Source organism: Renibacterium salmoninarum ATCC 33209, from assembly GCF_000018885.1.
Taxonomy (GTDB): Bacteria; Actinomycetota; Actinomycetes; order Actinomycetales; family Micrococcaceae; genus Renibacterium; species Renibacterium salmoninarum.
This window is the reverse complement of record NC_010168.1, coordinates 1,106,681-1,132,414: the sequence shown is the minus strand read 5'-3', so window position 1 is coordinate 1,132,414 and position 25,734 is coordinate 1,106,681. Positions and strand designations below refer to the sequence as shown.

Here is a 25,734-nt window from a genome sequence, read left to right as displayed (position 1 = left end):
TCGCGCTGACAGTCCCCCTGACTGTCTAGTGCACCTTGATTCCGGCACGCCATACTGCACCGGTGAGCGGCACACCTGGGCGGTATGCCAGATGCGTCGCACTCGGAGCTTTAAGTAGCTGCAAGTCGGCTCGATTGCCTACAGCGATTGAGCCGACTGCACGCAGCCCGTCGCTATCTGCGCCTTGATGCCGTCCCAGCGCAAGTGCGCCGCCCCAGGTTGCGGCCCGGACCGCTTCGTGAACGCTCAAACCCATTTGAAGCACCGCCGTCGTGACGCAAAACGGCATCGAAGTGGTGAAAGACGTGCCTGGGTTACAGTTGGCAGCCAGGGCAATAGGAACTCCGGCGTCGAGGAGTTCCCTACCGGGTGCAAATGGTTGCTTGGTGGAAAGATCACAAGCCGGCAAACAAGTCGCTACCGTACCAGCTTTACCGCTGGCGCCGTCCCAGCTGCCGTTTTGCCAGCTTTCCGCGAGTAAGGCTATGTCCTGCGCATCGAGATAGTTGACGTGGTCCACGCTAGCCGCACCAAACTCGACGGCCAGACGCACCCCCGCCCCTGGGCCCAGCTGGTTTCCGTGCACTCGCAGGCCCAAACCAGCAGCTTGGCAAGCGGCGAGAACTCGTCGTGACTGTTGTTCGGTAAAGGCACCACGTTCGCAAAACAGATCCGCCCACTGCACCCACGGTTTGACGGCTTCGAGCATTGGCCCGCAAACCAAGTCGGTGTATTCGTCCGCATCTACGCCAGCTGGCACTAGATGTGCACCTAAATAGGTCACGGTATCTGCAACGGCTGCGGCGATGCGCGCACTTCGCGCCTCGTTGGCCACGTCCAAACCGTAGCCAGTTTTTGTTTCGACAAACGTTGTGCCCTGCGCCAGAGCTTCATCGACACGGCTCTTGGCCAGTTTTTGCAATTCCACGTCGGTGGCCGCCCGGGTAGCCGTAGTCGTTACCGCAATCCCGCCAGCTACATAGTTCTGGCCTGCCATCCGAGCCTCAAACTCGGCAGTTCGGTCGCCAGCAAATATCAAGTGGTTATGTGAATCCACCCAGCCCGGCAGCAGCGCGCTACCATCCGCGTCGAATGTGCTGTCTGCGCTTGGTGCAGCTTTTGCCTCACCGATCCAGGAGATCCGCTCACCTTCAAAGACTATTGCCGCGTCCTGGAGAACTCGATGCTCAGAATCTTGGGTCATGAGCTCACCAATATTGGTGATCAAAACGCTTGCGGAGGTTTCACTCATAATGTGCGTTCCAATTCGTCGATGGCCTTTGCTAACAGAATCGCGGGATCGCCAAGTTCGGCATGAACTCCGTCGGAGGCTACCTTACGTCCCGCAACTGAGACGCTACGCACATCGGCGGCGGTTGCACTCATGACGAGCTGGTCAGGACTCGATCCCGTGGTTCGCAGCGAACTCGCAGCGATCCCGACGACGTCGTCAATCTTGCCGAGCCCTAGACTTCTCGAACCGCCAGTCGAAGCGATGTCTAGCAGCCGATCGGGTGAGAATCGGCCTCGAATGCCGGAATTCAGCCGTTCACCATATTCCAAGGCACGCAGTTCCTGCCATGGGTCGATCACGGCGTGTTGATCACTGCCAATTGCCAAATGCGCGCCAGCCGCGGCTAGCTCATGAGGCGGGCCGATGCCATCGGCCAGATCAGCTTCGGTGGTTGGACACATCACGACGGTACATTCATGCTCGCCCAGTAGCTTGATGTCCGCATCCGTCAAATGCGTAGCGTGCACCGCAGAAGTTCTTGGACTGAGCAATCCACTTTCGGCAAGCAAGGCAGTCGGAGTCAAGCCTGTCGCGGCAAGCGAATCCGAGTTCTCTTTAGGCTGTTCGGACAAATGCACGTGCAGCACTAGTTCAGGGTCCAAACCCTCAGCGATGACTTTGAGTTGCTCCGGTGAAACAGCCCGAACCGAGTGCACTGCCGCACCAACTTGAACCAGCTGCGGGTCGAATTCATCAGAGATAACTTGTCGTAAAGACGCCAGCCGTTGTAACCACGATTCGGCAGTACCGTCGCTAAATCGTTGTTGAACTTCGTTGGGAGGCACGCGTGATCCGCTCGGCGAACCAATTTCCAGATCAAAGCCGCCGTCGAGGTAACAGGTGTCCAACAGAACCAGTCTGATCCCCGCGTTCCTTGCCGCACGAGCTAGCGCGAGTTCCATGTCATGGTGCGGGTACGGCGAGCCATCCGCCTGATGATGCAGATAGTGGAACTCCCCCACCGCGGTATAGCCGCTCACAACCATTTCCGCATAGACAGCGGTGGCAAGTTTCTCGTACAGCGCGGGTGTTAGCGCTTTGGCCGCCGAATACATTTGATCGCGCCAAGTCCAAAAACTGCCTTCGCCGCTATGCGTTCGACCGCGAAGCACTCGGTGGAAGGCATGTGAGTGTGCGTTGACCACCGAAGGAAGTATTACCGTCATAACAGACCTTCTAAGACGTCAGCGAGCGCTTTGGCCGAGAGATCAGCGTCTGCATCTTCGACAGCTTCCTCAGGTGAATGTGAGATTCCGCTTGGATTGCGGATAAATACCATTCCGGCGGGGACTAAGGACGAAAAGATTCCGGCATCATAGCCAGCTCCGGTATCTAGCACAGGTGAGCCGGGCAGAAGTTCCATCAGACGTCGCTGCAGACCTACATCAAAACCTACCGTTGGGCTAAGCGACTCCTCGGTCAGAAACACTGAGCAACCTTCATTTGCCGCAGCGATCTGCGCTTTGCCGTGGATCTTCTGGACAACCGCTGCGGTCACGGCGTCATCCGGGTGCCGAGCGTCAAGCCACAGCTCGACGCTGGATGCGATGACATTTGTACCGCCGGGGATTGGAACGATTCTGCCGACGGTTGCGCGCGCCTCAGGCTGTTCAGCAGCAACCTTTTGCGCGGCTAGTACGATCTGCGCGGCAGCCACCATCGGATCTGCTCGATCTGCCATCAGGGTTGTTCCAGCGTGATTGCCTTGGCCCCGAATCGCGAACTTCCACCGACCATGGCCAAGTACTGCACCGCCAATCGCGGTGGGCCAACTACTTCCAGCGCCGTCAAGGTCAATCAGTCCTTTGCCCTGCTCAACGTGCAGTTCAATGAACTGACCGATCCGCGCCAGCGCTTCAGGGTCGGTGCCGAGGAACTCCGGATTGATCCCATTTTGCGCTGAGAGTTCAGCGAACGAGTTCCCATCGGCATCACGCAAATTTCGTGCTTTGTCTGCGTCAATCGCTCCGCTGAGCAACCGCGAGCCAAGGCAAGCGATGCCAAAGCGGGATCCCTCTTCCTCGGGAAATACTGTGACGGCCAGGGAACGCGCACCATCGCCAGGAGTCACACCCCTGGTTTTGAGCTCGTCCACGGCTGCGAGAGCGGCGGCCACACCGAGCGGGCCGTCAAAAGCCCCACCGCCAGGAACCGAGTCCAGGTGACTTCCCGTCACCAAGGAATCATCTTGCTCCGGACCCCACCAAGCCCAAATGATGCCATTTCGGTCTGTCCGCACGTCCAAACCGCGCAACTGCGCTTCAGATACGAACCAGCTACGCAGATCGAGTTCTGCGGTGGAGTAGACCGGCCGACTGTAGCCGCCGCGGGTTTGGTCCCGCCCGATGCCAGAAATGCCTGCTAACAGCGACGATACCGAGGCCATCGCGTCAGCCTTGAACTGAACCGGCGGCGTTAGCAACCTCGTTCATCGGAATTCGCACGCCACGCTCTGCCGCAACCTCATCAGCCCGAGGATAGCCTGCATCAACGTGTCGGATGACGCCCATACCGGGATCGTTAGTCAGCAGACGCTCTAGCTTCTGCGCAGCTAATTCACTTCCGTCAGCTACCGAAACTTGACCCGCATGAATCGAACGACCAATACCTACGCCACCACCATGGTGAATCGACACCCAGGTAGCCCCCGAAGAGGTATTGAGCAGCGCATTGAGCAGCGGCCAGTCTGCGATTGCGTCGGAACCGTCGGCCATTGCTTCGGTTTCCCGATAAGGCGAGGCGACCGAGCCGGAGTCCAAGTGATCCCGTCCGATAACGATCGGTGCAGACACTTTGCCCTCCGCTACCAACTGGTTGAAAAGCAACCCCGCCTTGGCGCGATCGCCGTAGCCCAACCAGCAGATTCGAGCCGGCAGACCTTCAAATTCCACGTGCTGAGCGGCCGCGTCTAGCCAGCGGTGTAAGTGTTCATTTTGCGGGAACAGCTCTTTCAACGCGGCATCAGTCACGGCGATGTCAACCGGATCTCCGGAAAGCGCCACCCAACGGAACGGCCCCAAACCTTCGCAGAACAAGGGACGAATATACGCGGGAACAAACCCGGGGAAATCGAATGCGCGGTTATAGCCGCCCTTACGAGCTTCATCTCGGATCGAATTTCCGTAGTCAAAGACTTCTGCCCCGGCGTCTTGAAAACCAACCATTGCTTCTACTTGGCGCGCCATTGAGGCTTGCGCCTTCTTAGTGAAGCCCTCAGCATCTCCTTCTGCTTCGCGCTGCCATTCATCAACGGCAATACCTTCGGGCAAGTAGCTCAGCGGGTCATGCGCACTGGTTTGGTCGGTGACGATGTCGATGTGAAATTCGCCGGCTTTGTGCCGCTCCAGCAGCACGGAGAACACCTCTGCGGCGTTACCCACATAGCCGATAGAAAGAGCACGGCCTTCGGCTTTGGCAGCCAAAACCTTTACCAAAGCAGCCTCTAGGTCGGTTTCGACATCGTCCAAATAGCGCTTACCCAACCGACGCCGCATTCTGGACTCATCGACGTCGATAATCAAGCAGGCTCCGCCGTTGAGGGTCACTGCCAATGGTTGGGCACCGCCCATGCCGCCGCAGCCGCCGGTCAGAATCAACGTCCCGGCCAAGGTTGGCGTGGCGATTCGGCCTTCGGCATGCAGCTTCTTAGCAATAGCGGCAAAGGTTTCGAAAGTGCCCTGCAGGATACCCTGTGTACCAATGTAAATCCACGAGCCAGCAGTCATTTGGCCATACATCATGAGGCCTTCTGCCTCGAGCTTGCGGAACTCCGGCCAAGTCGCCCAGTCACCGACCAAGTTGGAATTGGCTAGCAATACTCGCGGCGCCCATTCGTTGGTCCGAAAAACGCCGACTGGTTTGCCTGATTGAACAAGCAGCGTTTCGTCTTTTTCCAACGTAGTAAGACTCTGCACGATCGCATCGTAGGCTTCCCAGCTGCGCGCCGCCCGTCCCGTTCCACCATAAACCACAAGGTCTTCCGGGCGTTCAGCAACCTCGGGGTCCAAGGTGTTCATCAACATCCGTAGCGGAGCTTCGGTCTGCCACGATTTGGCGCTGAGCTCAGTGCCACGAGCAGCTCGGATGCTTCGGCTCGGATCATGCTGGGTAAACGTTGCCATCATTGGCCTCTCTATTTCGGGTAACGCAAATTTCTCAATAGGAGCGGGTTCGGCATGCAAAATGGACTGCGCTTCGGCCGCGACGAGCTTGCCAATCCGCTCTGCTTCTTGCGAACTAATTCGGTAACTCGGTGCGACGACGCTCAGCGCAGCCACGGTCTTGCCGCCGACGATCACCGGTGCGGCCACCGCGGTAATATCTACCTCTACGCCGTCGTTGACCACGATGTAGTCAACAGGGCCAATATCACCGCGCAGTACCGCCCCAGCGGCGGTGCCCTGAAGCGGGATGCTCCGTCCGACCCAGCTTGAATGCCGGACGGAATGCGTTCCTTCCCGAACGGCAATGTAGATCCCATTTTCAGAGCCACGATCAGAGCGCACGTTGAGATAGGCTGACTCTCCCGTCGCGTCCACCAGTCGCTTCATAGACTCTTCCGCCAGCGAGACCAGTGATTCATTAGCCAAAGCCTGCGCACCCAGCTGGACGATCCGCATTCCGGGCCGGTAACCGTCGTCGTCTTTGCGAACAAAACCTTCGGTTTCCATCGTGCGCAGTAGCCGCAAAGCGGTAGATGCTGAAAGCCCGGTCTCACGCGCAGCCTCCGCCAAGCTCATACTTCCGGCATCACATACGGCAGCCAGGAGGTTCAGCGCTCGCTCAACCGTGCGAGTCGATGGATCAGCCATCTTGGTCTCCTAAAATCTGTTTAATTGCCGTCTTCGCTCTTGCATTCCGACGCGCAATGTATTTCACTTATTGAAACGCGTATTTCAACAATTGGCAAGAGCTAAGGCGAAGAGGACTCAAGTGATCAAGACTGAAGCGGAAATCGGAGTCGGCGCACTCTCCCTCGAGGATGTAGTGGCAGTGTCTCGGCACGACGCCACAGTGACCTTGAGTCAGGAGTCTTTGGCCGCTATGACAGAGTCTCGGGCCGTTATCGATGCGCTGGTAGATGACGAGCAGCCACACTATGGTGTCTCGACAGGATTTGGGGCCCTTGCTACAAAGCACATCCCTGTCGAGCTGCGCAGCCAGCTGCAACGTTCGCTGATCCGATCGCATGCTGCCTCCTCAGGCGCTGAGGTAGACAGAGAAGTCATTCGCGGCCTCATGCTCAACCGGATCGCAACTTTGGCCACGGGCCGGACCGGTGTCAGGCCGACTACGGCTCAGGCCTATATTGGTTTACTCAATGCCGGGATTACCCCCGTTGTCGGCGAATACGGTTCGCTTGGCTGTTCTGGTGACCTTGCGCCGCTGTCACATTGCGCTTTGGCTTTGATGGGCGAGGGTGAAGTCCGCGACAACGCTGGCGTGCTGATGCCTACCTCCGAAGCTCTTGCCGCAGCGGGACTGCAAGCCGTTGAGCTGCGGGAAAAAGAGGGTCTGGCCCTTATCAACGGCACTGACGGCATGCTCGGCATGCTGATCTTGGCTTCGCATGACCTACACCGACTTTTCACGCTCGCAGATATTTCCGCAGCAATGAGCGTCGAAGGACTACTCGGCACCGATTCAGTTTTCGCCGAAGATTTGCACGCACTGCGGCCGCACCCGGGCCAGCAGATCTCAGCAGCCAACATGCGCCGAGTCCTTGCCGGCTCCGCGCTCATCGCCGAAACGAGGGCGGAAGGCTCCTTCACCCGTGTCCAGGACGCCTATTCGCTCCGTTGCGCTCCACAAGTTCATGGCGCAGCCAGGGCAACACTGAGCCACGTCGAATCAGTAGCGGGTTATGAACTGGCCTCTGCGGTGGACAACCCCGTCGTCACCCTGGACGGCAGGGTTGAATCCAATGGAAACTTTCATGGGGCACCAGTTGGTTATGCCCTAGACTTCTTGGCTATCGCAGTCGCAGACGTTGCCTCAATGAGTGAACGCCGCACCGACCGATTCTTAGACAAAGCTCGAAGCCACGGCCTCAACGCCTTCTTGGCCGACGATCCCGGCGTTGATTCCGGCCACATGATTGCCCAGTACACGCAGGCTGGCATCGTTTCCGAGCTCAAGCGATTAGCTGCCCCTGCTTCCGTGGACTCGATTCCTTCCTCTGCAATGCAAGAAGATCACGTTTCAATGGGTTGGGCAGCGGGCCTGAAATTGCGGAGGTCTTTGGATGGACTCACCCGGGTGTTGGCAATTGAGATCCTCACCTCTGCCCGAGCAATGGACTTCCGCGATGGCGGAGTTGCAAGCTCTAAAGGTTCTGCCGCGACTACCGCGGTGCGGGCCGTGGTCAGGCAACATGTGGAGGGCCCTGGTACCGATCGATACCTGGCACCTGAGATCGAGGCGGTTCGCAAACTCGTTGACGACGGCTCGCTACTCGAGGCAGTAAACAGTGCTTTAGCTGAGCCACTGCTCTAAATTCCAGCCCTTGTTTTTAGCGCGAAATATCGCGTTAGAATCAGGGGTGACGCTCACCTTAACTTTTGGCTTTCCTTGGCCTATGCACCTTACTAGTCATTACTCCCGGGCCAGATACTTTCCTTGTGCTGCGCTACTCGCTGGGTAGTACAGCATCTGGTTTGGCTACCGCAGCCGGTTGCTCACTCTCAACATTGGTCTGGGCGCTACTGGCGGGATTCGGCATTGCAACAGTTCTTGAACAATCTGCAGAGCTGTACCGAGGAGTCAAATTACTTGGCGCTGCCTACTTGATCTACTTGGGAGTTTCTTCGTTCATCAAGTCGCGCAAAGCAGCGAAAAGTCCAGAATTGCCTGCGGCCCGAAAAATGAGCCTGTGGTCAGGTTTTTCTGCTGGTGCGCTATCGACAATTCTGAATCCGAAAGTCGGCCTCTTCTGCCTAGCTGTGGTGCCGCAGTTCTTGCCCCATGATGGAACCGCATTGCCTACCGCACTGCTTTTGGGCGCGATTAACTGCGCGGTGGGCATGGCATATTTATCAATCATTGCTTTTGCTTCGGCAAAAATGTTCAGCTGGCTCAAACAGCCAAAAGTTACCAAGGTCATTGATCGAAGTACCAGCGGAATCTTAGCCGCGTTGGGCCTCGGCATTGCGATCAGCACCGCGACCGAAGCCTAAACCCAACGCGGCCAGATCTGTCTGAAGTCAGCAGCTATCTCAGACTTACCGTTTGATTTCCGCCGATGCCGTGCTGAATTTTTTGAGCATAGCGTCAAGTGGTTCAACACCGACTCCTGGACCTTGTTGAATGCGGATTTGGCCGTCTTCGAGTTCAAAAGGCTCAGTGATGTCTTCGGCGTAAAAACGCTTAGAAGCGGAAATATCCCCTGGCAGTGTGAAGCCATTCATACCTGCTAGGGCAGCATTAGCCGCACGCCCCAGCCCAGTTTCTAGCATTCCGCCGCACCACACCGCCTTGCCGTGTGCCTGCGCTAAATCGTGAATCTTACGAGCTTCCAAATATCCGCCGACACGCGCCGGTTTGACGTTGATAACATCGACGGCGCCAAGGCTTATCGCATCGGCCGCACTTTTTGCGGAAACAATCGATTCGTCCAAACAGATTGGCGTGTTCATAGATTTTGCCAATTGAGCGTGCTGGACTAGATCATCTTCAGCCAACGGCTGTTCCAACAATAGCAAGTTAAACTCATCTAGCCTGCGCAACAGTGGCGCGTCCAGCAGTGAATAAGCAGCATTCGCGTCCACCTTAAGGCCCATTGAGTCGCCAATCAACTCTCGCACTGCCCGAACCGGTTCCAGATCCCAGCCAGGTTTGATTTTCAGCTTGATTCGAACGTAACCCTGGTCCTGATAATCAGCAACGGTTGCCAAGAGCTCCGGAATCGAGTCCATTATTCCTACCGAGACCCCCGATGGCACGGTAGCGCGCACAACACCCAGATAACTGGCTAAAGATTGCTTTTGGGCTCGGAGCTGCGCATCCAGCACCGCCATCTCAACTGCTGCTTTGGCGATCGGATGGCCAACAATATGGCGCAAATGCCAAGCCACGGTTTCAGCTGTGATCTGGCTACCCGATTCCTGCGCAGCGAATAACGCTGGCACCAGATAATTCTTAATCATCGCTGCACAGCCTTCCGTGTACTCGGCTGAGTAATAGGGATCCGCTAACGCTACGCACTCGCCCCAGCCAGTGACGGGAGCGGGAGCACCTGAGGCATCCGGAGCCTTCCCACGTACCGAAATCACTAAAGCTTTGCGTTCAGTCTGAGTGCCAAAAGAGGTGGTAAACGGAGCCACCAGAGGCAGAGTTAAAAATCTCATCTGTACTGAATCGATGCGCACTATTGTCCTATCGTCGTCTAAGCCGGAAATACTCTTCATCCCCGCGCCAAAAGGTAGCTACCTCGTTTGTCAAAGCCTGCGATCCGCCATCCCGATTGCAACCGGTCAGCCATCTCCTCACGTAACGCGTGCCGCCAAAGCCTTGCGGCTTCTGGACGCTCTCCACGCAAAGATTCAATATCTTGTGGAATGCCGATTGCCAGCCGCTGGACCGATGAATCTGCGCTTTCGTGCTGCGGCTGCCCTTCGCTGCCGAGTCTTAGCACCGGCAGGTACCCGGCCCCTGATGTTGCTCGGTCCGACAACGGTGCCAAGAGCGACCACCGCGCAATCATGCGGTCACTTGGCTGACCTTCGTTGACGCCGTCGTGCATATCGCCGTAAAAATCGATCACGTATTCCTGGGCGTCCGCACCCAGTTTGACCAAATTGAAGTAAGCGTTTCGGCTCGCTAAAGGATCAAAGGTCCAGGTAATCTCGGTCAGCTCACGTTCTAAAGCCCATTGCCGCTGATGCAGCTTGAGCGCGACGCCGATGCCTCGCCCGGCGTGATCGGCCCGCACGCCAGCGATATGCGAATCAAAACGTTGCCCGCAGGTGCGCCGAAAAACCCGACACAGGCCGCGATCATTTCTTCACCTTCGTAGACGCCAACTACGTAGTTACCAGCGTGCGCCATTGCCGTCAGCAAAGCTGGCTCAAAGTGCGGACGGTCTGGTCCGGTACGCCAAATCGAATCGAAGAGCGCATTTGCCTGATTGATCTGCTCCACACCGTGTAATTCGCGGAACTGCAAACCGGCCAAAATTGCGCTCACTGTGGCACCTCGGATTCGTCAAAATGGTGAAGCTGTCCTTCGAGAAGTCGTTGAATCAGTCCCGCCGCCAGGGCGGTGCGTTCCGGCATTGCCGAAAGGTCTACATGCTCATTCTGCGCGTGTGCGCCGCCGCCAACCGCACCAAGGCCGTCCAAGGTGGGGATGCCCAAGCCTGCCGTGAAGTTGCCATCTGAAGCGCCGCCTACTTCGGCGTACCCAGTCGGCGCGATGCCGAGTTCGATGGCGACCTGGCAACTGAGTTGATAAAGAGCGGCTGACGCCTTGGCTTCAAGTGGTGGGCGGTTGATCCCGCCGTGCAGTTGCAACAGGCTGCCGGGCAACGAGCCCTGTAGCGCACGCATTGCTCGATCAACTCGTTTCAATTCCGCCACGCTGCGTGCCCTGACATCAATACTCAATTCAGCCCGCGCGGGCACAGTATTACTGGTCTCTCCCGAAATCATCCGCGTGGGCGTGACGGTAGTGCCTAAAGCCGGATCCGCCAGTGCCGAAATCGCCAAAATTTGATGCGCAATTTCCACCGTGGCATTGACTCCTTTTTCTGGCTCTAGGCCGGCATGAGCGGCACGCCCTTCGATGACCAGTTGGTAGATCGAGGTACCTTTGCGACCGGTCTTCAACGCTCCGCCGTCGGAGGATGCTTCAAAGACCAAAACAGCGGCGCACTCTGCGGCGGCATACTCGATGAGCTCCCGCGAACTGCCTGAGCCAAGCTCTTCATCAGCGGTAATCAGCAACCGCACCATCTATCGACTGGCCCTTTTCGCGTAGCAGCTGCAGCGCTTGAACGCATTGCGCGGTGCCAGCTTTCATATCGAAAGCTCCTGGACCACGCAAAATTGGCCCGTCTCGACCGTTTCTCTCGAGCACAACAGGATGCTCGCCCCAGGACCCCAGTGGCCACACCGTGTCATAGTGACACAACAACAGCACCCGCTGACCGGCTGGGCTGGCCGCGTCAAATTCGAAACTTAGATGTTGCAATCCTGCGGTTTCGATCCGTCGAGCCGGCACGCCTAATAAGGACTCAATCTGCGTAGCAAGCAAGTCTGCATGCAGAGACAATGCCACCAGATCTGAGCTGGGCGACTCTGCCTCCACCCAGGCTTGTAACCGCTGACTCATCGCGGCCGCGGCACCTGCCGCTGCTGAGGAACTCACTGAAAGCTCAGTCATCGCTGACACCATCTCGCTGTGGATAGGCTCTGGTACCTAAGTGGACCAACCGTCCGCTGGCTACTGATTCGACGTAGCACTGGGTCCACGGACTATTCGGCGTCATTCGAGCACCAAAATGCCCCGAGCTATCTTCGCGCACTTCGAATTCGTGCTTTTCACCGTCGGTCACCATGCCCGAGGTGCCAGTTTGGAAAATTCGTATTCCTTGTTCAGATTCGCGGATCTCGACCCGACTGCCAGCTGCCTCGTATGAGCCAATCGCCGGCGCCAGGCTGTCCCCTTGACCATCCGGCGTAAATGGTTCCGGGAACTCAGCAGTCGCGAAGTGCGCAGCCGCCTCGGTAAACAACTCTTGGAAGGCTTCAGCCACTCGGCCACCATTGAGTGAAAGAAATAATGCCGCTCCAGCATCCGGAAAAATGTGCAGAAAACTACTTTGTCCGAAGGTACCTCCGTTGTGATTTAGGCAACGTTGACCGCCCCACTCCGGCAAGCACCAGCCAAGCGCCCAATGTTCCGCAATCGGGCAAGCGGCTGAAACATCAATCTGAGCCCGGAGCAGTTCAGACCATGAATCTGCCTGCAACAATGCTGGATCGGTTTGGATCACCGATCGGGCATATCGAAGCACATCAGCGCTGGAGGAGGTAATTAGCCCGGCTGGTCCGGCGCTACGCATGATGTCGAACTGCGGAGTGGTCTTTTGCTCTGCGCCCAGCCCGATGTGCCCGACGGCGTAGCGGTGCAAAGCGGTTTGCTCGGCCAAGGTAGTGCTCTCTTTAAGCCCCAGTGGTGCGAAAATTCGTTCTTCAAGCACTTTGTTCCAGATCTTGCCGCGCAATACCTCCACCACCCGACCGGCAATAACCAGTCCGGTATTGCAGTAGGACCAAGTCTCGCCGGGTGCGAAGAGCTGTTCCGCGTCGCCAAGCGATTCCACATACTTTTGTACGCAATCGTCGCCACGTCCGGTGTCCTGAAATATGTCGCCGTCAATGCCGCTGGTGTGCGTCAGTAGGTGTCGCATGGTCACCGTTTCCGAAGCCTGTTGGTCAGCAACTTTGAAGTCTGGCAGCACTTGGCGAATCGGTGCATCCAGGTCCAGTAGCCCCTCTTCGACGAGCTGCATGACTAGGGTCGCGGTATAGGTCTTACTAATTGAACCGATTTGCACCAAGGTGTCCGCGGTCGCTTCAATCTTGCTGTCGATCGAGGTCACGCCGCTGCCGGATGATTCCGGTTCAGCATCTCGGGCAAGTTGCAAAATGCCAAAGACCGCACCCGGGACCTCGTACTTCTGCCGGATCACATCGAGGCGGTGCTGCCAATATCCCCGGTCAAACTCCGGAATACCAACTCTCGAGTAGACAGCGGCAGGCTCACCCACATGTCGCTGCAACCAATCGATAATGCGGTTGCTGTAGTCAACCCGGTGACTCAACGGTCCCGTGAGCGGAAAAGCATGCGGCTGTCCTGGGTAGAGCACCAAAGCGGTTTCCACTTCACGGATGCGCAATTCGGCGAACCATTGTTCAGCCTGGTTTACCGGACAACGTTGGTCGCTTCCGCCATGCAGCACCAAAGTGGGTGTTTTGACGTTGTTAACCCGGCTGATGGGCGAGAGCTCAGCAGCACGGTCTTCAGAGTCAGAAGCCGCTAATTCGACCGAGCCTAAGAAATGTCCCAGATCCGAAGCGCCTGGGAAGTGCCGCAAATCGCAGACCAAACCGCAAGCAATCGCTGCAGAAAACCTGTCCGTTCTACTTGTTAGATCGCAAACCGCGAAGCCGCCGTAACTGTATCCAGTGACCGCAAGCTGGTTTTCATCGGCTAAACCTTCCGCGATCAAGGCATCCAACGGTTGCATAAAATCTTGGGCGTCACCTTCACCCCAGGCAGCACGCATAAACGCATCACCATAGCCATCGCTACCGCGCGGATTGAGAATCACGATATTCCAGCCAGCGGCCGCCAGGCTCTGGTGGTAGGGATGCATGGTATCCGCGACCCCGGTCCAGGCATTGTGTGGACCACCATGCACATCCAGCAGCGTCGGCGCAGCACCTTCAGTTTGTGCTGACCGAATAAGCCAACCGTGCACCGTTTGACCATCTGAAATGCTGAATTGACGCGGTTGCGGCGCAATAAGCTCCCGGTCAGGCAGGCTCAGCTCGGTGTGCTTCGTCAGTTTGTGCAATTCGCCATCCCGGACAACCGCAACATCACCAAAACTGTGCTGATCATTCAGCAGCACAGCACAGACGCCGTTGGCATAAGACAGCCCAGCAACTACCTGATGCGGCTCACCAAGTATCGTTTTGATGCCGCCATCGAGTTCGCGGCAAAGCAAGTTGGTATTGCCACCTTCTCGAACGCAAAAGTAGATTCGCCCAGCCTCGCCAAGCTGCGGCCGCCCACCGGGATAGCCAACCCCACCAATCATGACGTTTCGATCCAAACCCGCACTGAGTTCAACATCCAAGCTACCGTCCACCGACAGCCGCCACAAGCTCGCATTGCCAATCTCGGTGCGCTGTTGGCCAACAGCCAGCACGCTCTCGCCCTCCCATTGCAATGAACCATGGACTGAAGCGGCTTGACCGAGTTTGTGCAGCTTCAGCATCGGATCCGCCAGCTCCAGGTACCAAGCTTCACTACTAAGTTCCAAGTCTGCGCACTCACCCAGAGCCGCGGTGAAAGCAAGCTTGCTACCATCTGCAGAAACCACAGGCTCACCGGCGTGCCAATCGCCGTCGGTAAGTTGTCGCGCCACTCCGCTGGCAACATCAAACGCGAAGATGTGCTGGCGCAACGAACCAAAGTTGCCTGCGCCGTCGTACTTATAGGACAGCGACTTCGCGACCACTGGAGCAGTTGCTGAATAGCCTGCGTCAATTGACACCGGTGCGGCAAAATAGATCGTTTTGCCATCGGCGCTCAACACTGGCCGGCCCGCGCCAAAAGGAAAATCTGCCGCGTCAGTGAGCGGTTCGGCCTCGCCACCGGCAGCACCAATTCGATGCAACTGAGCCGGCTGGTCCTTCGAAGCACGTAAGAACGCGAGTGAGCGCCCACCAAGCTTGTTCACTATCTGCGGGCCCCGAGGTCAGCCGACGAGGCGAACTTTCGGCAGCTACGCTGACCAGCCAGAGTGCACTAATTGTTGAATCCGTTTCCGCATCGGCCCGCTGTAATTGATAAGCAACCTCCAGTCCATCTGGTCGAATGACCGGATTCGCGGCAACTTCCAGCCGGGACAGATCCTCTGCTCGGAAGGTGCTGTGAGCTGATGTCATAGTGATGTCCTTTCAACATTCGATGAGCCCGCGAACAGCGGCTCGCCAATTCCAGGTACGGCTGCAAGTAGTTGCCGGGTGTATTCCTCGCGCGGCGATTGAAGTACCTGGTCTGTTAGACCGGATTCAACAAGTTTGCCCTGACGAATCACGGCAACTTCATCGCAAAGATAACGCACCACCGCGAGGTTGTGGCTAATAAAAAGCAGACCAAATTGTTGCTCGGCTTGCAGCTCCACCAGCAGATTAAGTACTGAACCCTGGACCGAGACGTCCAGTGCCGAGGTGATTTCATCCGCCAAAATAAAGGCCGGATCTGCCGCGAGTGCCCGAGCCAGCGCCACGCGTTGCCGCTGACCGCAAGAAAGCGCACCGGGCAAATCATCGGCTCGGCTGCCAGGCAGCTGCACCGATTCCAACAGCTGACCAACACGGACGCGACGCTGGGTGGCGGACGATCTAACCTCCTGGGAGGTGCCAGCCTTAGCTTTACGGCGTTCGACGGCGCGCAAAGCCTCGGTGATTGACTGACCAACGGTCATTCTTGGGTCAAGACAAGAGGCTGGATCTTAAAAAATCATCTGAACCTGACGACGGGCCCGCAACGCTGCCCCGCGCGCATTCCCCAACTCGATATCAGCAGAATCTGATCGCCATCGGATAGAACCTGAGCTTGGTTCGCAGAGCCCCACCGCGGCGCGAGCCACCGTTGATTTGCCAGAGCCTGACTCCCCCACCAAGCCCACCACTTTGCCTGCCGGCACCACCAAGCTGAAATCTTCCACTGCGCTGAAGGCGCGCGAACCATGACCGAAACGTACGTTGACCCGATCAAAAACTAATTCGTTCATACGTAGTGTTCATCCGTCTCAACCGCTGAAGCTGCGCGGTCAGTCGTAAAATCTTGACCTTCAGAAATTTTGGCCATCGGAGCATCTCGATCGGTGTGCATCGTGGGTACTGCGGCAAGTAATGCTCGGGTATATGGATGTTTGGCGTTACCCGCAACTCGCTCAGCGCTGCTGATTTCTTCGACAATCTGGGCTTGGTACATCACGAGAACCCGGCTGCAGAAACCGGTGATCACCGCAATATCGCGCGAAATCATCAAGATCGCGGTGCCAGATTCTTCATGAACCTGATGAAGTAACGAGAGCACTTCGCGCTGCACCGTCACGTCAAGCGCCGTCGTCGGCTCATCGGCAATGATCAAGGCCGGCGTGCCCATCAGACCCATCGCGATCATGGCTCGTTGCCGCATCCCACCGGAAAGCTCATGCGGATGCTGCCGGGCACGTCTGGCCGGTTCGGAAATCTGTACTTTAGCTAACAGCTGTACCGCATTGCGTTTGGCCGCCGCGACGGACAGCCCACCGTGCAGAAACCCTGGCTCAGCCACTTGGCTGCCGACGGTCAGCGAGGGATTGAGTGAGGACATCGGATCTTGGAAGACCATCGCCATCTTGGTGCCCAGCAACTTGGCTATCTGTCGCGCAGAACCAACACGCTGCTCACCCGCCCAAATGGGCACACCGTCAAAACGGATGCTTTCCGCCGTGACCTTAAGCGGAGTAGTCGGTCAACTGAGCCACGGCCATGCAGCTGAGCGACTTTCCACCCACGATGCCGACAATCTCGCCGCGTCCGACGTCGAAACTAACTTGCTGCACCGGGTCAGTCCAGCCAGTTTTATGCGGCGCAGACACTCGGAGCCCGCGGACCCGCAAAACTGGTTCCTGAATCTGCCCGTTCTCGGCATCAGCTGCCTCGTTAGCCGCGAGCTGGCGTGTGCCTGCCGCCTTTAACCAGCGCGGCAGCCGGAAATTGAGCCCTTGATTGGCCCCGGTAGTTCTAGCGATGGTCTCGCCTAGCAAAGTAAAGACGATGCCAGAGAAGACCACGGCGATGCCCGGAGCCAACGCGGTCGCCGGGTTCACGAAGATCTTCAGTAGACCTTCGTTAAGCATCCGTCCCCAATCGAAGTCCGGTTGCTGCACGCCCAAGCCCAAATAAGACAACCCGGCAAAGGCAATCAGCGCGCCCCCGGCGGTCACCGAGGCATTGACTACCAGCGGTGCGGCAATATTTGGCACAATATGCCGTGTCAGCAAGCCAAACCTGCTGACACCGAGAACCTTGGCAGCTGCCACGAAATCACGTCCTTGCACGGAAGCAGACAGAGTGCTGGTCAGACGGGCATACGCCGGCACGATCGCCAGGCCAATCGCAAACACAGCACCAACCGCGCCCTGGCCGAAAATCACCGAAAGCACGATGGTGATCAACAAGCCCGGGAAGGCAATCGCGAAGTTAATCCCGGCCAGAATGAACCGGCCCAAAAATTTAGGCAACACGCTGGGCAGCACGCCGAGGACGGTACCGACCAGCACCCCCATTGCGCTCGCAATCAACGCCATCAATACGCTCAGCTGCGTGGCGGTCATGGTTCGAGTAAAGACATCACGGCCACCAGCGTCGGTCCCAAAAGGGTGCAGCGAGCTGGGTTTTTTAGAAAGCGCGCTGGGGTCTGCTGTGACACTCTGACCACCCCAAATCACCGGGCCAAAGATCACCAAAAAGAGCAGGACTGCAAGCCCCAGGACGGCGACGACGCCGGTTGGCGAGAGCAACGCAGAGCGCCAGCGTTGCTCTGAGACTGAGGCACTCATCAGGAATCCTTAATCGTCGAGCGCGAATCAAGAATGGCCAGCAAAATGTCCACGGCAAGATTGATCAGCAGCACAATACCGCCGTAAACCACCACCAGTGTTTGAGCCAGCGGGAAGTCTTTTTCTTTGATCGACTGCACAATCGTCATACCCAAGCCAGGCCAAGCAAAGATGCTTTCGACTAGCACCGTGCCAGCGATCAAAGAGCCCAGGAAAAGTCCGGCAATTGTCAGCGTCGACGTCATCAGATTCGGCAGTGCATGGCGTAAATGCAGCCTCAGCTGAGACATCCTTTTGCTGCGTGCAGTACGCAGGTATTCCGAGCCGAGCACCTCGATCGCTTCGGAGCGAATTATCCGAGATAACGCAGCAATGGAGCCGATCGACAGTGCCGCCACCGGCAGAATTTAGCTACTGGGTCCGGCCCGGCCAGCTACCGGCAGCCATTGCACATTGACCGAAAACAAATACACCAGCCCGACGCCAATCAAAAACTCTGGAATGACCGAAACTAAGCCGCTTACCGAGGTGAAGCCAAGTTCCAATCCGCGACGCCGGCCGCCCCTGGTCAGGGCCGCGGCAAGCAGTCCCAACGGAATCGCAACAACTAGCACCACAATCAAAGTGAATAAGGCAAGCTCCGCGGTGGCGGGGAATCTACTGGCGATTACTTCGGAAACCGGAATTCGCAAACTAATTGAATGCCCCGGATTGCCAGTAAGCAGACCCTGCCAAAAGCTGAAGTACTGCACAATGAGCGGCTGGTCCAAGCCCAGTTCATGCTGGCGATCAGCAACTTGCTCTTGGCTAGCCGTAGGTCCTAAGGATTGCCGCGCTGGATCACCGGGAATCAGATGCAGCATCAGAAATGCCACCGTGACCAGAATGACAATTGCGATCAGAAACCGTCCGGTTCGCCGGGCGGCAAACCGTGACCAGCTTCCCGGCGCAAACCAGGCGCTTTGCTGTGCTTCTGGCGAGAGCGTATTGACGGCCATAGCGTGCGTCAGCCTACTTCTGCAGCCGGACGGCAGGGCCCAAGCTTACCGTACCGAAGAGCGGTTTGACCTTGTTGAGGTAGGTATTACTCGGCGCGGAGGCAAAAGGTACGACGTCGGCTTTGCTGAACAGAGCTTTCTCGCCATCGCCCCAAACCGCGCAAGCTTCTGTGCCAACCAGACCGGCAGCCTTAGCTACCTCCGCCTCATAATCGGCATTCTTGATGACGCCGAAATTGGTTCCTTCTGGCGGAGCTGCACCAGAAATCAGCGGCACGATAGTGCTAGGCACACTGACGTTGATGGTCTCCCAGGAGATGTCCCAGCCAGCGTTTTTTTCCGCTGAGCAATTGGTCAACCATGAAGTTCTCATCACCGCCTTTCAGGGTGACAGTCACACCAACTTTGGCCCATTGCTGCTGTGCGTACTCGGCTGCAGCGTTCGAGGTATCTTGGCTGTTTTCGTAAATGAAATTCAGGGTAAGCGGCTGACCGTTCTTTGTAAGTTTCCCATCGCTGCCTAGGGCCCATCCGGCCGCAGTGAGCTTTTTGGCCGCGCCGTCCGCATCGAAGCTCGGCAGCGCAGAAGTGGTCTCCATCTGACAGCCCAACGGAGCAATACCGGAGAGCTGCTTGCTGATGCCGCCCTTCTCCGCCGTGATGATCTTGGCCAGACTGTTGAGGTCAATCGAGCTGGTCAGCGCTTCCCGAACAGCAGCGTCAGCCGTCGGCTTACCTTCGGCTTGATTGAAAAACATTTCGCCCACCGGACGGTTGGTGCTGATCGACTGCAACGAACCCAATCGATCCTCGTCAGCGCCAGTGACGTTTGCTGCGTTTAGTTCGCCAGAGAGCACCAGATTTGCCGCGGTGCTGGAATTCGAGACGATCTTGAAGTTCACGGTCTTTGGCACGCCAAGAGTGTCCGAGGTGGTTTGGTTATCCGGTCCCCAGCTGTAGCCGTCCCGCCTATCAAGCGAATAGTGATCATTCGGTACCGCCTGATTGAGCTTGAATAGGCCGGTTCCCACCGAGGCGGTAGCTAATGAATCTGGATTCTTGATGCCGCTTTGGCAGACGATGTTTAGGGCTGCGGTATTGGCGAGCAAAAATGGCGAAGGCTTAGACATCTTCAACAACACAGTGCTGCCATCGGCAGTGGCAACCAGATCTCCGGGCACAAACGCACCGCGCAACGGAGATTTATTCGCTTTGTCAGCGACGAAGTTAAAGTTGTCGGCCACGGTTTGCGGCGTCAAGGCACTGCCGTCAGAACAGGTGATGCCCGTCTTGAGCTTGTAGCTCACTTGGCTAGGTGATTCGGTCCAGGACTCAGCCAACCACGGTTTCACCTCACCCGAACTAGGATCGATAAAAACCATTCGGTCGTAGAGGTAGTTGATCACTGATCGAGCGGTGCTCGACGCCGTCATCAAAGGACTCAGCGTGCCGGGATCGCTACTCAAAGCCATACTGTAGCTGCCATCTTTGGCTAACTCTGCATTGCTATCGCCAGAGTTGCTACTGCTTGAACACGCAGTCATGGCCAAAGCTGATGTGGCTATCAGTGCACAAACTACGGTTATCTGCTTCTTCATGTTTCCTCCAAAGATCCCCAGGCGAGCGACCTTGACCTCAGCGAGGTTGAGCCTTGAAGAAATCTTGCCTCGGCACCAGCCATAAAGCATCAGGGAAAAATATGAAGAATTGCCTCAATTTTGTAGAATTCTATAAAGCCTCCGCGGTTCGGGCGGAACTGGTCAGCCGGAAAAGTCGAATCTGCATCATGAGTTCAAACCGCTGCTGCGGATCAGCTAGATCTATACCGGCCAGCTCTGACAGCTTGACCAATCGGTAGCGCAAGGTGTTTTGATGAATATGACATGCCTTTGCTGCGAGCGCAATATCGCCAAAAGCATCAAGCCAGGCGGCCAAAGTGAGTAAATATTCGCTCTGGTGCTGCTCATCCTTGGCCACAATCGTGGCCAAGGGCCCGGCCAAAGGCTCACGACCAACCGCCAATTGATCGCTCAACCGAATCATCAACGATTCGATCTGCACTTGCGGTGAGCTGACAATTCGCTCCGACAAGCCAGTCATTGAACCGGCATCGGGCCAGTCACGTTGTCTGAGCACGCGTAGCGCAGCATCTGCTTCAGCTCTAGAAACGTTGAGTAGCCCAGCTTGGAGCTGAGATCGGCCCAAGCCAACAAATACCGGCTCAATCCTGCCTAGGCGCGCCAGAAAGTCCCGGGCAAGCGTCCGCATGGTGGTTTCGATCTCACCGGGCGCAGCGCTCCCGTTAGCCGGCAGAACTCCATAGACCGTGCGGCCCACCACACCAACGATCGACAAGGGATGCGCGGCATGCAAGTGCAAAATCAGGGCACTGGCAATCCGGTCAAGTTCTGCTTCATCTGCCGCCGGTTTCGCCTGGCCCAGGGCTAGCACAGCCGCAGCTTCGCCAGCGAATCCGATTCTGGCGGCTGCTTCTTCGGCGGCTGCACCGCCTTCCAAAAGCATCATCAGCAAGCCGAGTCGGAGCCGTTGTGCAGCATCGTTAGCGGTTCGAGTACGCAGCATACTCAGCGCAACCATATCGGCGCCTTCCACCAAAGCATTGGCTCGATGTGGATCCAACGGTGCATCCACCACCACCCAGATTGAGCCCAGCAGCTCGTTCCCCGCTTTGATCCGTAACCCGACACATGGCCTGATTGACTCGCCCATGGATGGCATGAAGTATGGCGTCTCCGAAGCATACAGGCGCTTAAAGTCCCCGCGTTCTTCCAGCATCGAAGCGTAGCGGTCCGGCACTTGGTGCCCCAAGACTGAGTGTTTCCGTGCTTCATCTGCGTCAGCTTGATCCGCGGAAAAAGCTAAGATTCTTGAGGCCATGTTTTCAATCGTGACCGGCCCGCCGAGAATTCTGGCCAGCGAATTGGCCAGGTCAAAGAGGTCAGCATGCGCATCCGGCACCAACGGCGCATTCGGTACTTGAATCACGCCGTCGATCATTGATTGCACAATGGCCGCTACTTGCAACCACGACGCTTCTCGGGTTAAATTTGCCAGGGCCAGTTGCGAGGATCGGGTCAGATCTATCAGAGGTTCAGCGAGGACAGGCCTGCCGGCAACAACAGCAACGCAGCCTTAGCTTCTAGGCATTGCGCAAGCAAATCTGCCAGCTCAGTCGAGGTAATCGTGTTGGCAAGAACCATTGAGCCTTGGGCAGGTTCAGTTTCGTCAGCGACTAGGTACACACTGCTTACTAAGCCCGGTTCGGCCGGAAGTTCCAGATCGAAGTCGATAAGAATCGAGCCCAATCGCTGTTTCAACTCAGCAATGGCGATGCCTCGTTCTGCTGCTCTACTCATCTAGCCGATGCTACCTGGCTCAGCGCGTCAAATGACCTTCTAAGATCCGCTGTACTAATCCGGCAAGTAACGCCGTTCTTTCCGCAATCGAGGGAATGAGCACGTGCTCATCGGCAGAATGCGCACCACCGCCTACCGAGCCCAGCCCCTCTAAAGTGGGAATGCCTAGTCCTGCGGTGAAATTTCCGTCTGAGGTTCCGCCAACCGCAGCCGATCCGGGCGGTTTGATGCCTAGCTCGGAAGCCACTTCAGTGCTCAGCGAATATAGGCTCGCAGATGCTTCTGCGCTCAGTGGTGGCCGGTTAATCCCACCTTCCAACCGGAGCACGCTGCCAGGTAATGTCGGCAGCAAGGCCCGCAGCTGCGCATCAACTCGGTTTAGCTCGGTAACCGTCCAGGCACGCACATCGATCTGTAATTCTGCCCGAGCCGGAATGGTGTTCGACGTCGTGCCCGAGTGCAAGGCGGTTGGTGCCACAGAAGTTTCCAACGAGGCGTCGGCCAGCTGGGTAATGGCCAGCACCTGGTGCGCAGCCTCCACCGTGGCGTTAATGCCTTTGTGTGGCTCAAGGCCAGAATGCGAGGCAACGCCTTCGATCTCAAGGAGATTAGGTCGAAACGCCTTTTCTGGCCGTTTTGAGCGTGCCGCCGTCGGCCGAAGGTTCTAAAACCAGCACCGCCTCTGCCATTTTGGCTAGCTTCTCAATAGCACCACGAGAGGTATCCGAGCCAGCCTCGCCGTCTCCGGTGATCAACAGCTGCACGCCCTCCAGCGAAGCTCCCGCTTCACGGAGTAATCGTAAGGCTCGCAAACCTTGCAGCAATCCCGACTTCATGTCGAAGACGCCCGGACCCCGAATCGTATCTAACTCGCGCACGAACATCTCGCCGCACCAAGCGCCTTCTGTCCACACTGTGTCGTAATGGCACAGTAGCAAAACATTTCGACCTTCGGGGTGCGCACCAAAATCAAAATGTAGCCGAGGCACACCATGCTCAATCTCAATTTGTGCCGAGACGCCCAGGTGTAGTTCTGCGATCGCAGAGATCAAACCCGCGCAACGTTCCAATAGGATCCGGTCCCTACTTGGCGACTCAGCATGCACAAGCACTTTGAGCTCACTCAGCAGCGATTCAACTGAGCCTGCGGCGCGCGGTACGGAAATCAGCAGTTTCGGCAAGGACGGGCCTTCCTGAGGTCAATATCCCGGTACGCAGAACCCCGGCTTAGGGATCGCGCTTTGAACGCAATAAGCGCTCGGCCGGAATGCTATCAGCCTAAGCTGGAGCCAACCGCCGCACGGCTTGCAACGAAGGCCTGCACACAGGCTTCAACATCTTCAGCAGAATGCGAAGCTGAAAGCTGCACCCGGATCCTTGCCGCGCCACGTGGCACTACTGGAAAGCTGAACGCTGTGACGTAAACACCGTGCGTCAACATCGAATCAGCAACTTGATCAGCCAACGCAGCATCGCCAAACATTACCGGAATAATGGCATGTTCGCCGTCTAGTAGCTCAAAGCCTTCTTCGGTCATTCTGCGCCGGAACAAAGCAGCGTTGGCAAAGAGCTTTTCGCGCAATTCGCCACTGTTTTGCACCAGCTCAAGGGCTTTGAGCGTAGCCGCGACAATAGCCGGAGCCAAGGAGTTGGAGAACAAGTAAGGCCGCGCCTTTTGGCGCAACATAGCAACGATTTCCGAACGGGCTGCCACGTAGCCGCCGGATGCGCCGCCCAGAGCTTTACCGAACGTTCCGGTGTAAATATCGACTCGATCCGAGACTCCGGAATGTTCAGCGGTTCCGGCACCAGTGCCGCCCATAAAGCCAACGGCGTGCGAATCGTCCACCATCACTAAGGCGTCGTATTTATCGGCCAGATCGCAAATCGCCTCAAGCGGGGCCAAATATCCGTCCATCGAGAACACACCATCGGTCACGATGATCTTGCGGCGTGCGCCGATGATGGCGCCATCTGCGTTCTTTTGCTGCGAAGCCTCGATGAGCTTAGCTTCCAAGTCCGCCATATTCTGGTTCGCATAGCGGTAGCGAGCGGCCTTAGACAATCTGATGCCGTCAATAATCGAAGCGTGGTTGAGGGCGTCCGAGATGATCGCGTCTTCGGGACCGAACAAGGATTCAAAGACACCGCCATTGGCATCAAAGCAGGAGGAGAATAAGATCGTGTCTTCGGTGCCGAGGAAGGCGGAAAGCTTTTGTTCCAGCTCCAAATGCACATCCTGTGTGCCGCAGATGAATCGAACGCTCGCCATACCGAATCCACGATTATCCAGCGCATCTTTAGCCGCTGCGATCAACGCTGGATTATCCGCCAGACCAAGATAGTTGTTCGCACAGAAGTTGAGTACCTTTTTTACCGTGCCAGCTTGAACGCTGCCATCAAGCGGTCCGGCTTCGATGTGCGAGCTTTGCGCAGAGGCAATCTTGCGTTCGGTTTTGAACAATCCGGCATCCCGGATCTCAGCGAGCTCCGTGCCGAGCTGGTCTTTGATACTTGAATACATAATGTTCCTTCAGACGCTGGTGATCAGATGACAAGCGGAGTGGCTATCGAAGCCGTTACGGTTTTAGAAAACTGTCCAGTCAAGAACAACTTTGCCGCCAACGCCGGACTTCGCCGCGGCAAATCCAGTCTCCCACTCAGTCGCGGGCAATACATCCGTGATGATCGAGGAAATTCCGGCGCGAAGAACAGGATTTGAGCTCAACATAGCGCTCATGGCGTACCAGCTTTCATACATTTCTCGCCCATAGATGCCCTTAAGCGTGAGCATATGGGTCACGACCTTAGCCCAGTCAATATCGATTGAAGCCGCAGGTAAGCCCAGCATCGCAATCCGACCGCCATGATTCATGTTCTGGATCATTTCCGGCAAAGCAGTAGGGTGACCAGACATCTCTAGTCCGACGTCGAACCCTTCACGCATACCCAGCTCGGCTTGAGCATCTTTGACTCGCATCTTGGAAACATCAACGGCTAAATCCACGCCAAGTTTGCGGGCCAGCTCCAACCGGGGCTGCGAAATGTCAGTGATCGCAATCTTGCGTGCGCCAGCGTGCCGGGCGACGGTGATTGCCATCAAGCCAATCGGGCCAGCCCCCGTGATCAAGACGTCTTCGCCTAGTACCGGGAACGCCAATGCGGTATGCGTCGCGTTGCCAAAAGGATCGAAGACCGCGCCAAGTTCGGGCGTCATTGATTCGTCGTGGTGCACCCAGACGTTCGTCTCTGGAATAACCACATATTCCGCGAATGCACCATCACGCTGCACGCCAACGCTTTGGGTCCGAATACACATTTGTCGCCGGCCAGCGCGGCAATTACGGCAGGTGCCACAGACAATGTGACCCTCCCCAGAAACGCGATCGCCAACCTTGACGTCCTTGACTTCCGAGCCGACCTCTACGACCTCGCCGTAGAATTCATGCCCGGGCACCAACGGCGCGTTGATCGTCGAGGCAGCCCAAGCATCCCATGCCTGGATGTGCAGGTCTGTACCGCAAATACCCGCGGTCATGACCTTGATTTTGACGTCAAACTCGCCAGCTTGTGGTTCTGGCCGGTCAACGAGTTCGAAACCTGCCTGCGGACCAGGTTTGAACAGTGCTTTCATGATGTCTTTGACCTTCGCTGCTGATGCGCTGATTGCTGTCAGCTCCATTAGATGACGAACATCGCGTTAGCACAATCTCGAAT

Annotated in this window: 22 protein-coding genes and 3 pseudogenes; 2 read left to right on the top strand and 23 right to left on the bottom strand. The window is 56.8% G+C overall.

The window, feature by feature from the left end:
• Positions 1–25 precede the first annotated feature (25 nt).
• The 5 genes and pseudogenes from RSAL33209_RS05735 to RSAL33209_RS19985 form a co-directional block, all read right to left on the bottom strand.
• Entirely contained in the window at positions 26–1,252 is a 1,227-nt protein-coding gene (locus RSAL33209_RS05735) for an amidohydrolase family protein (RefSeq protein WP_012244745.1), read from the bottom strand.
• The gene (locus RSAL33209_RS05730; protein WP_012244744.1) at positions 1,249–2,460 is read right to left on the bottom strand and encodes a formimidoylglutamate deiminase; all 1,212 of its coding nucleotides are present in this window, start codon (positions 2,458–2,460) and stop codon (positions 1,249–1,251) included. Before RSAL33209_RS05730 ends, RSAL33209_RS05735 begins: the two co-directional genes overlap by 4 nt.
• The gene (locus tag RSAL33209_RS05725) at positions 2,457–3,680 is read right to left on the bottom strand and encodes an allantoate amidohydrolase (RefSeq protein ID WP_012244743.1); all 1,224 of its coding nucleotides are present in this window, start codon (positions 3,678–3,680) and stop codon (positions 2,457–2,459) included. Before RSAL33209_RS05725 ends, RSAL33209_RS05730 begins: the two co-directional genes overlap by 4 nt.
• Positions 3,681–3,684: 4 nt before the next feature.
• Complete coding sequence (hutU, locus tag RSAL33209_RS05720; RefSeq protein WP_169305789.1) at positions 3,685–5,418, bottom strand: urocanate hydratase; 1,734 nt, start codon at positions 5,416–5,418, stop codon at positions 3,685–3,687.
• 264 nt (positions 5,419–5,682) lie between these two features.
• Positions 5,683–6,105 (bottom strand): annotated as a pseudogene (locus RSAL33209_RS19985) (IclR family transcriptional regulator); the annotation flags it as partial.
• Between the two features lie 121 nt (positions 6,106–6,226).
• Between RSAL33209_RS19985 and hutH the strand changes: the two are divergent.
• Positions 6,227–7,789 (top strand): histidine ammonia-lyase, encoded by a 1,563-nt coding sequence (gene hutH, locus RSAL33209_RS05715; RefSeq protein ID WP_233494284.1) that lies wholly within the window; start codon positions 6,227–6,229, stop codon positions 7,787–7,789.
• A 65-nt stretch (positions 7,790–7,854) separates the two neighbouring features.
• Positions 7,855–8,469, top strand: coding sequence for a LysE family translocator (locus tag RSAL33209_RS05710; RefSeq protein WP_012244740.1), 615 nt, complete (start codon positions 7,855–7,857; stop codon positions 8,467–8,469).
• 45 nt (positions 8,470–8,514) lie between these two features.
• Here the strand turns inward: RSAL33209_RS05710 and menC are convergent, their stop codons facing one another.
• The 18 genes and pseudogenes from menC to tdh all read right to left on the bottom strand — a co-directional run bounded on the left by menC (position 8,515) and on the right by tdh (position 25,651).
• A complete protein-coding gene (menC, locus tag RSAL33209_RS05705) occupies positions 8,515–9,639 on the bottom strand; it encodes an o-succinylbenzoate synthase (RefSeq protein WP_244862353.1) in 1,125 nt (374 codons plus the stop codon).
• Between the two features lie 56 nt (positions 9,640–9,695).
• Positions 9,696–10,223, bottom strand: coding sequence for a hypothetical protein (locus RSAL33209_RS05700; RefSeq protein ID WP_049758849.1), 528 nt, complete (start codon positions 10,221–10,223; stop codon positions 9,696–9,698).
• Positions 10,154–10,477, bottom strand: coding sequence for a hypothetical protein (locus RSAL33209_RS18610; protein ID WP_012244737.1), 324 nt, complete (start codon positions 10,475–10,477; stop codon positions 10,154–10,156). The genes RSAL33209_RS05700 and RSAL33209_RS18610 overlap by 70 nt, the downstream gene beginning before the upstream one ends.
• Positions 10,474–11,623: pseudogene (locus RSAL33209_RS17475) on the bottom strand (M20 family metallopeptidase). Before RSAL33209_RS17475 ends, RSAL33209_RS18610 begins: the two are co-directional and overlap by 4 nt.
• A 43-nt stretch (positions 11,624–11,666) precedes the next feature.
• A complete protein-coding gene (locus RSAL33209_RS05690; RefSeq protein ID WP_012244734.1) occupies positions 11,667–14,765 on the bottom strand; it encodes a serine hydrolase in 3,099 nt (1,032 codons plus the stop codon).
• Positions 14,766–14,969: 204 nt separating this feature from the next.
• A pseudogene (locus RSAL33209_RS18605) lies at positions 14,970–15,824 on the bottom strand (ABC transporter ATP-binding protein).
• A complete protein-coding gene (locus RSAL33209_RS18070) occupies positions 15,821–16,519 on the bottom strand; it encodes an ATP-binding cassette domain-containing protein (RefSeq protein WP_267895942.1) in 699 nt (232 codons plus the stop codon). Before RSAL33209_RS18070 ends, RSAL33209_RS18605 begins: the two are co-directional and overlap by 4 nt.
• A gap of 16 nt (positions 16,520–16,535) precedes the next feature.
• Entirely contained in the window at positions 16,536–17,642 is a 1,107-nt protein-coding gene (locus RSAL33209_RS18065; protein ID WP_012244730.1) for an ABC transporter permease, read from the bottom strand.
• The gene (locus tag RSAL33209_RS18060; RefSeq protein WP_012244729.1) at positions 17,642–18,040 is read right to left on the bottom strand and encodes an ABC transporter permease; all 399 of its coding nucleotides are present in this window, start codon (positions 18,038–18,040) and stop codon (positions 17,642–17,644) included. Before RSAL33209_RS18060 ends, RSAL33209_RS18065 begins: the two co-directional genes overlap by 1 nt.
• Before the next feature lie 9 nt (positions 18,041–18,049).
• Positions 18,050–18,640 carry an ABC transporter permease gene (locus tag RSAL33209_RS18055; RefSeq protein WP_012244728.1) on the bottom strand — a complete coding sequence of 197 codons (591 nt, stop codon included), beginning with the start codon at positions 18,638–18,640 and terminating at the stop codon, positions 18,050–18,052.
• Between the two features lie 13 nt (positions 18,641–18,653).
• Positions 18,654–18,932: a hypothetical protein gene (locus RSAL33209_RS16070; RefSeq protein WP_049758848.1), complete on the bottom strand. Its 279-nt coding sequence runs from the start codon at positions 18,930–18,932 to the stop codon at positions 18,654–18,656.
• Positions 18,925–20,238 carry an ABC transporter substrate-binding protein gene (locus RSAL33209_RS05670; protein ID WP_158539295.1) on the bottom strand — a complete coding sequence of 438 codons (1,314 nt, stop codon included), beginning with the start codon at positions 20,236–20,238 and terminating at the stop codon, positions 18,925–18,927. Before RSAL33209_RS05670 ends, RSAL33209_RS16070 begins: the two co-directional genes overlap by 8 nt.
• Positions 20,239–20,368: 130 nt before the next feature.
• The gene (locus tag RSAL33209_RS05665) at positions 20,369–21,685 is read right to left on the bottom strand and encodes a PucR family transcriptional regulator (protein WP_012244726.1); all 1,317 of its coding nucleotides are present in this window, start codon (positions 21,683–21,685) and stop codon (positions 20,369–20,371) included.
• 59 nt (positions 21,686–21,744) lie between these two features.
• Positions 21,745–22,017 carry a hypothetical protein gene (locus RSAL33209_RS16065; RefSeq protein ID WP_012244725.1) on the bottom strand — a complete coding sequence of 91 codons (273 nt, stop codon included), beginning with the start codon at positions 22,015–22,017 and terminating at the stop codon, positions 21,745–21,747.
• Between the two features lie 19 nt (positions 22,018–22,036).
• Complete coding sequence (locus RSAL33209_RS16060; RefSeq protein WP_233494311.1) at positions 22,037–22,570, bottom strand: M20/M25/M40 family metallo-hydrolase; 534 nt, start codon at positions 22,568–22,570, stop codon at positions 22,037–22,039.
• A gap of 55 nt (positions 22,571–22,625) precedes the next feature.
• Positions 22,626–23,198, bottom strand: coding sequence for a M20/M25/M40 family metallo-hydrolase (locus tag RSAL33209_RS16055; RefSeq protein ID WP_012244723.1), 573 nt, complete (start codon positions 23,196–23,198; stop codon positions 22,626–22,628).
• 92 nt (positions 23,199–23,290) lie between these two features.
• The gene (locus RSAL33209_RS05655) at positions 23,291–24,541 is read right to left on the bottom strand and encodes a glycine C-acetyltransferase (protein ID WP_012244722.1); all 1,251 of its coding nucleotides are present in this window, start codon (positions 24,539–24,541) and stop codon (positions 23,291–23,293) included.
• A 63-nt stretch (positions 24,542–24,604) separates the two neighbouring features.
• Positions 24,605–25,651: an L-threonine 3-dehydrogenase gene (tdh, locus tag RSAL33209_RS05650; RefSeq protein ID WP_041685263.1), complete on the bottom strand. Its 1,047-nt coding sequence runs from the start codon at positions 25,649–25,651 to the stop codon at positions 24,605–24,607.
• Positions 25,652–25,734 lie beyond the last annotated feature (83 nt).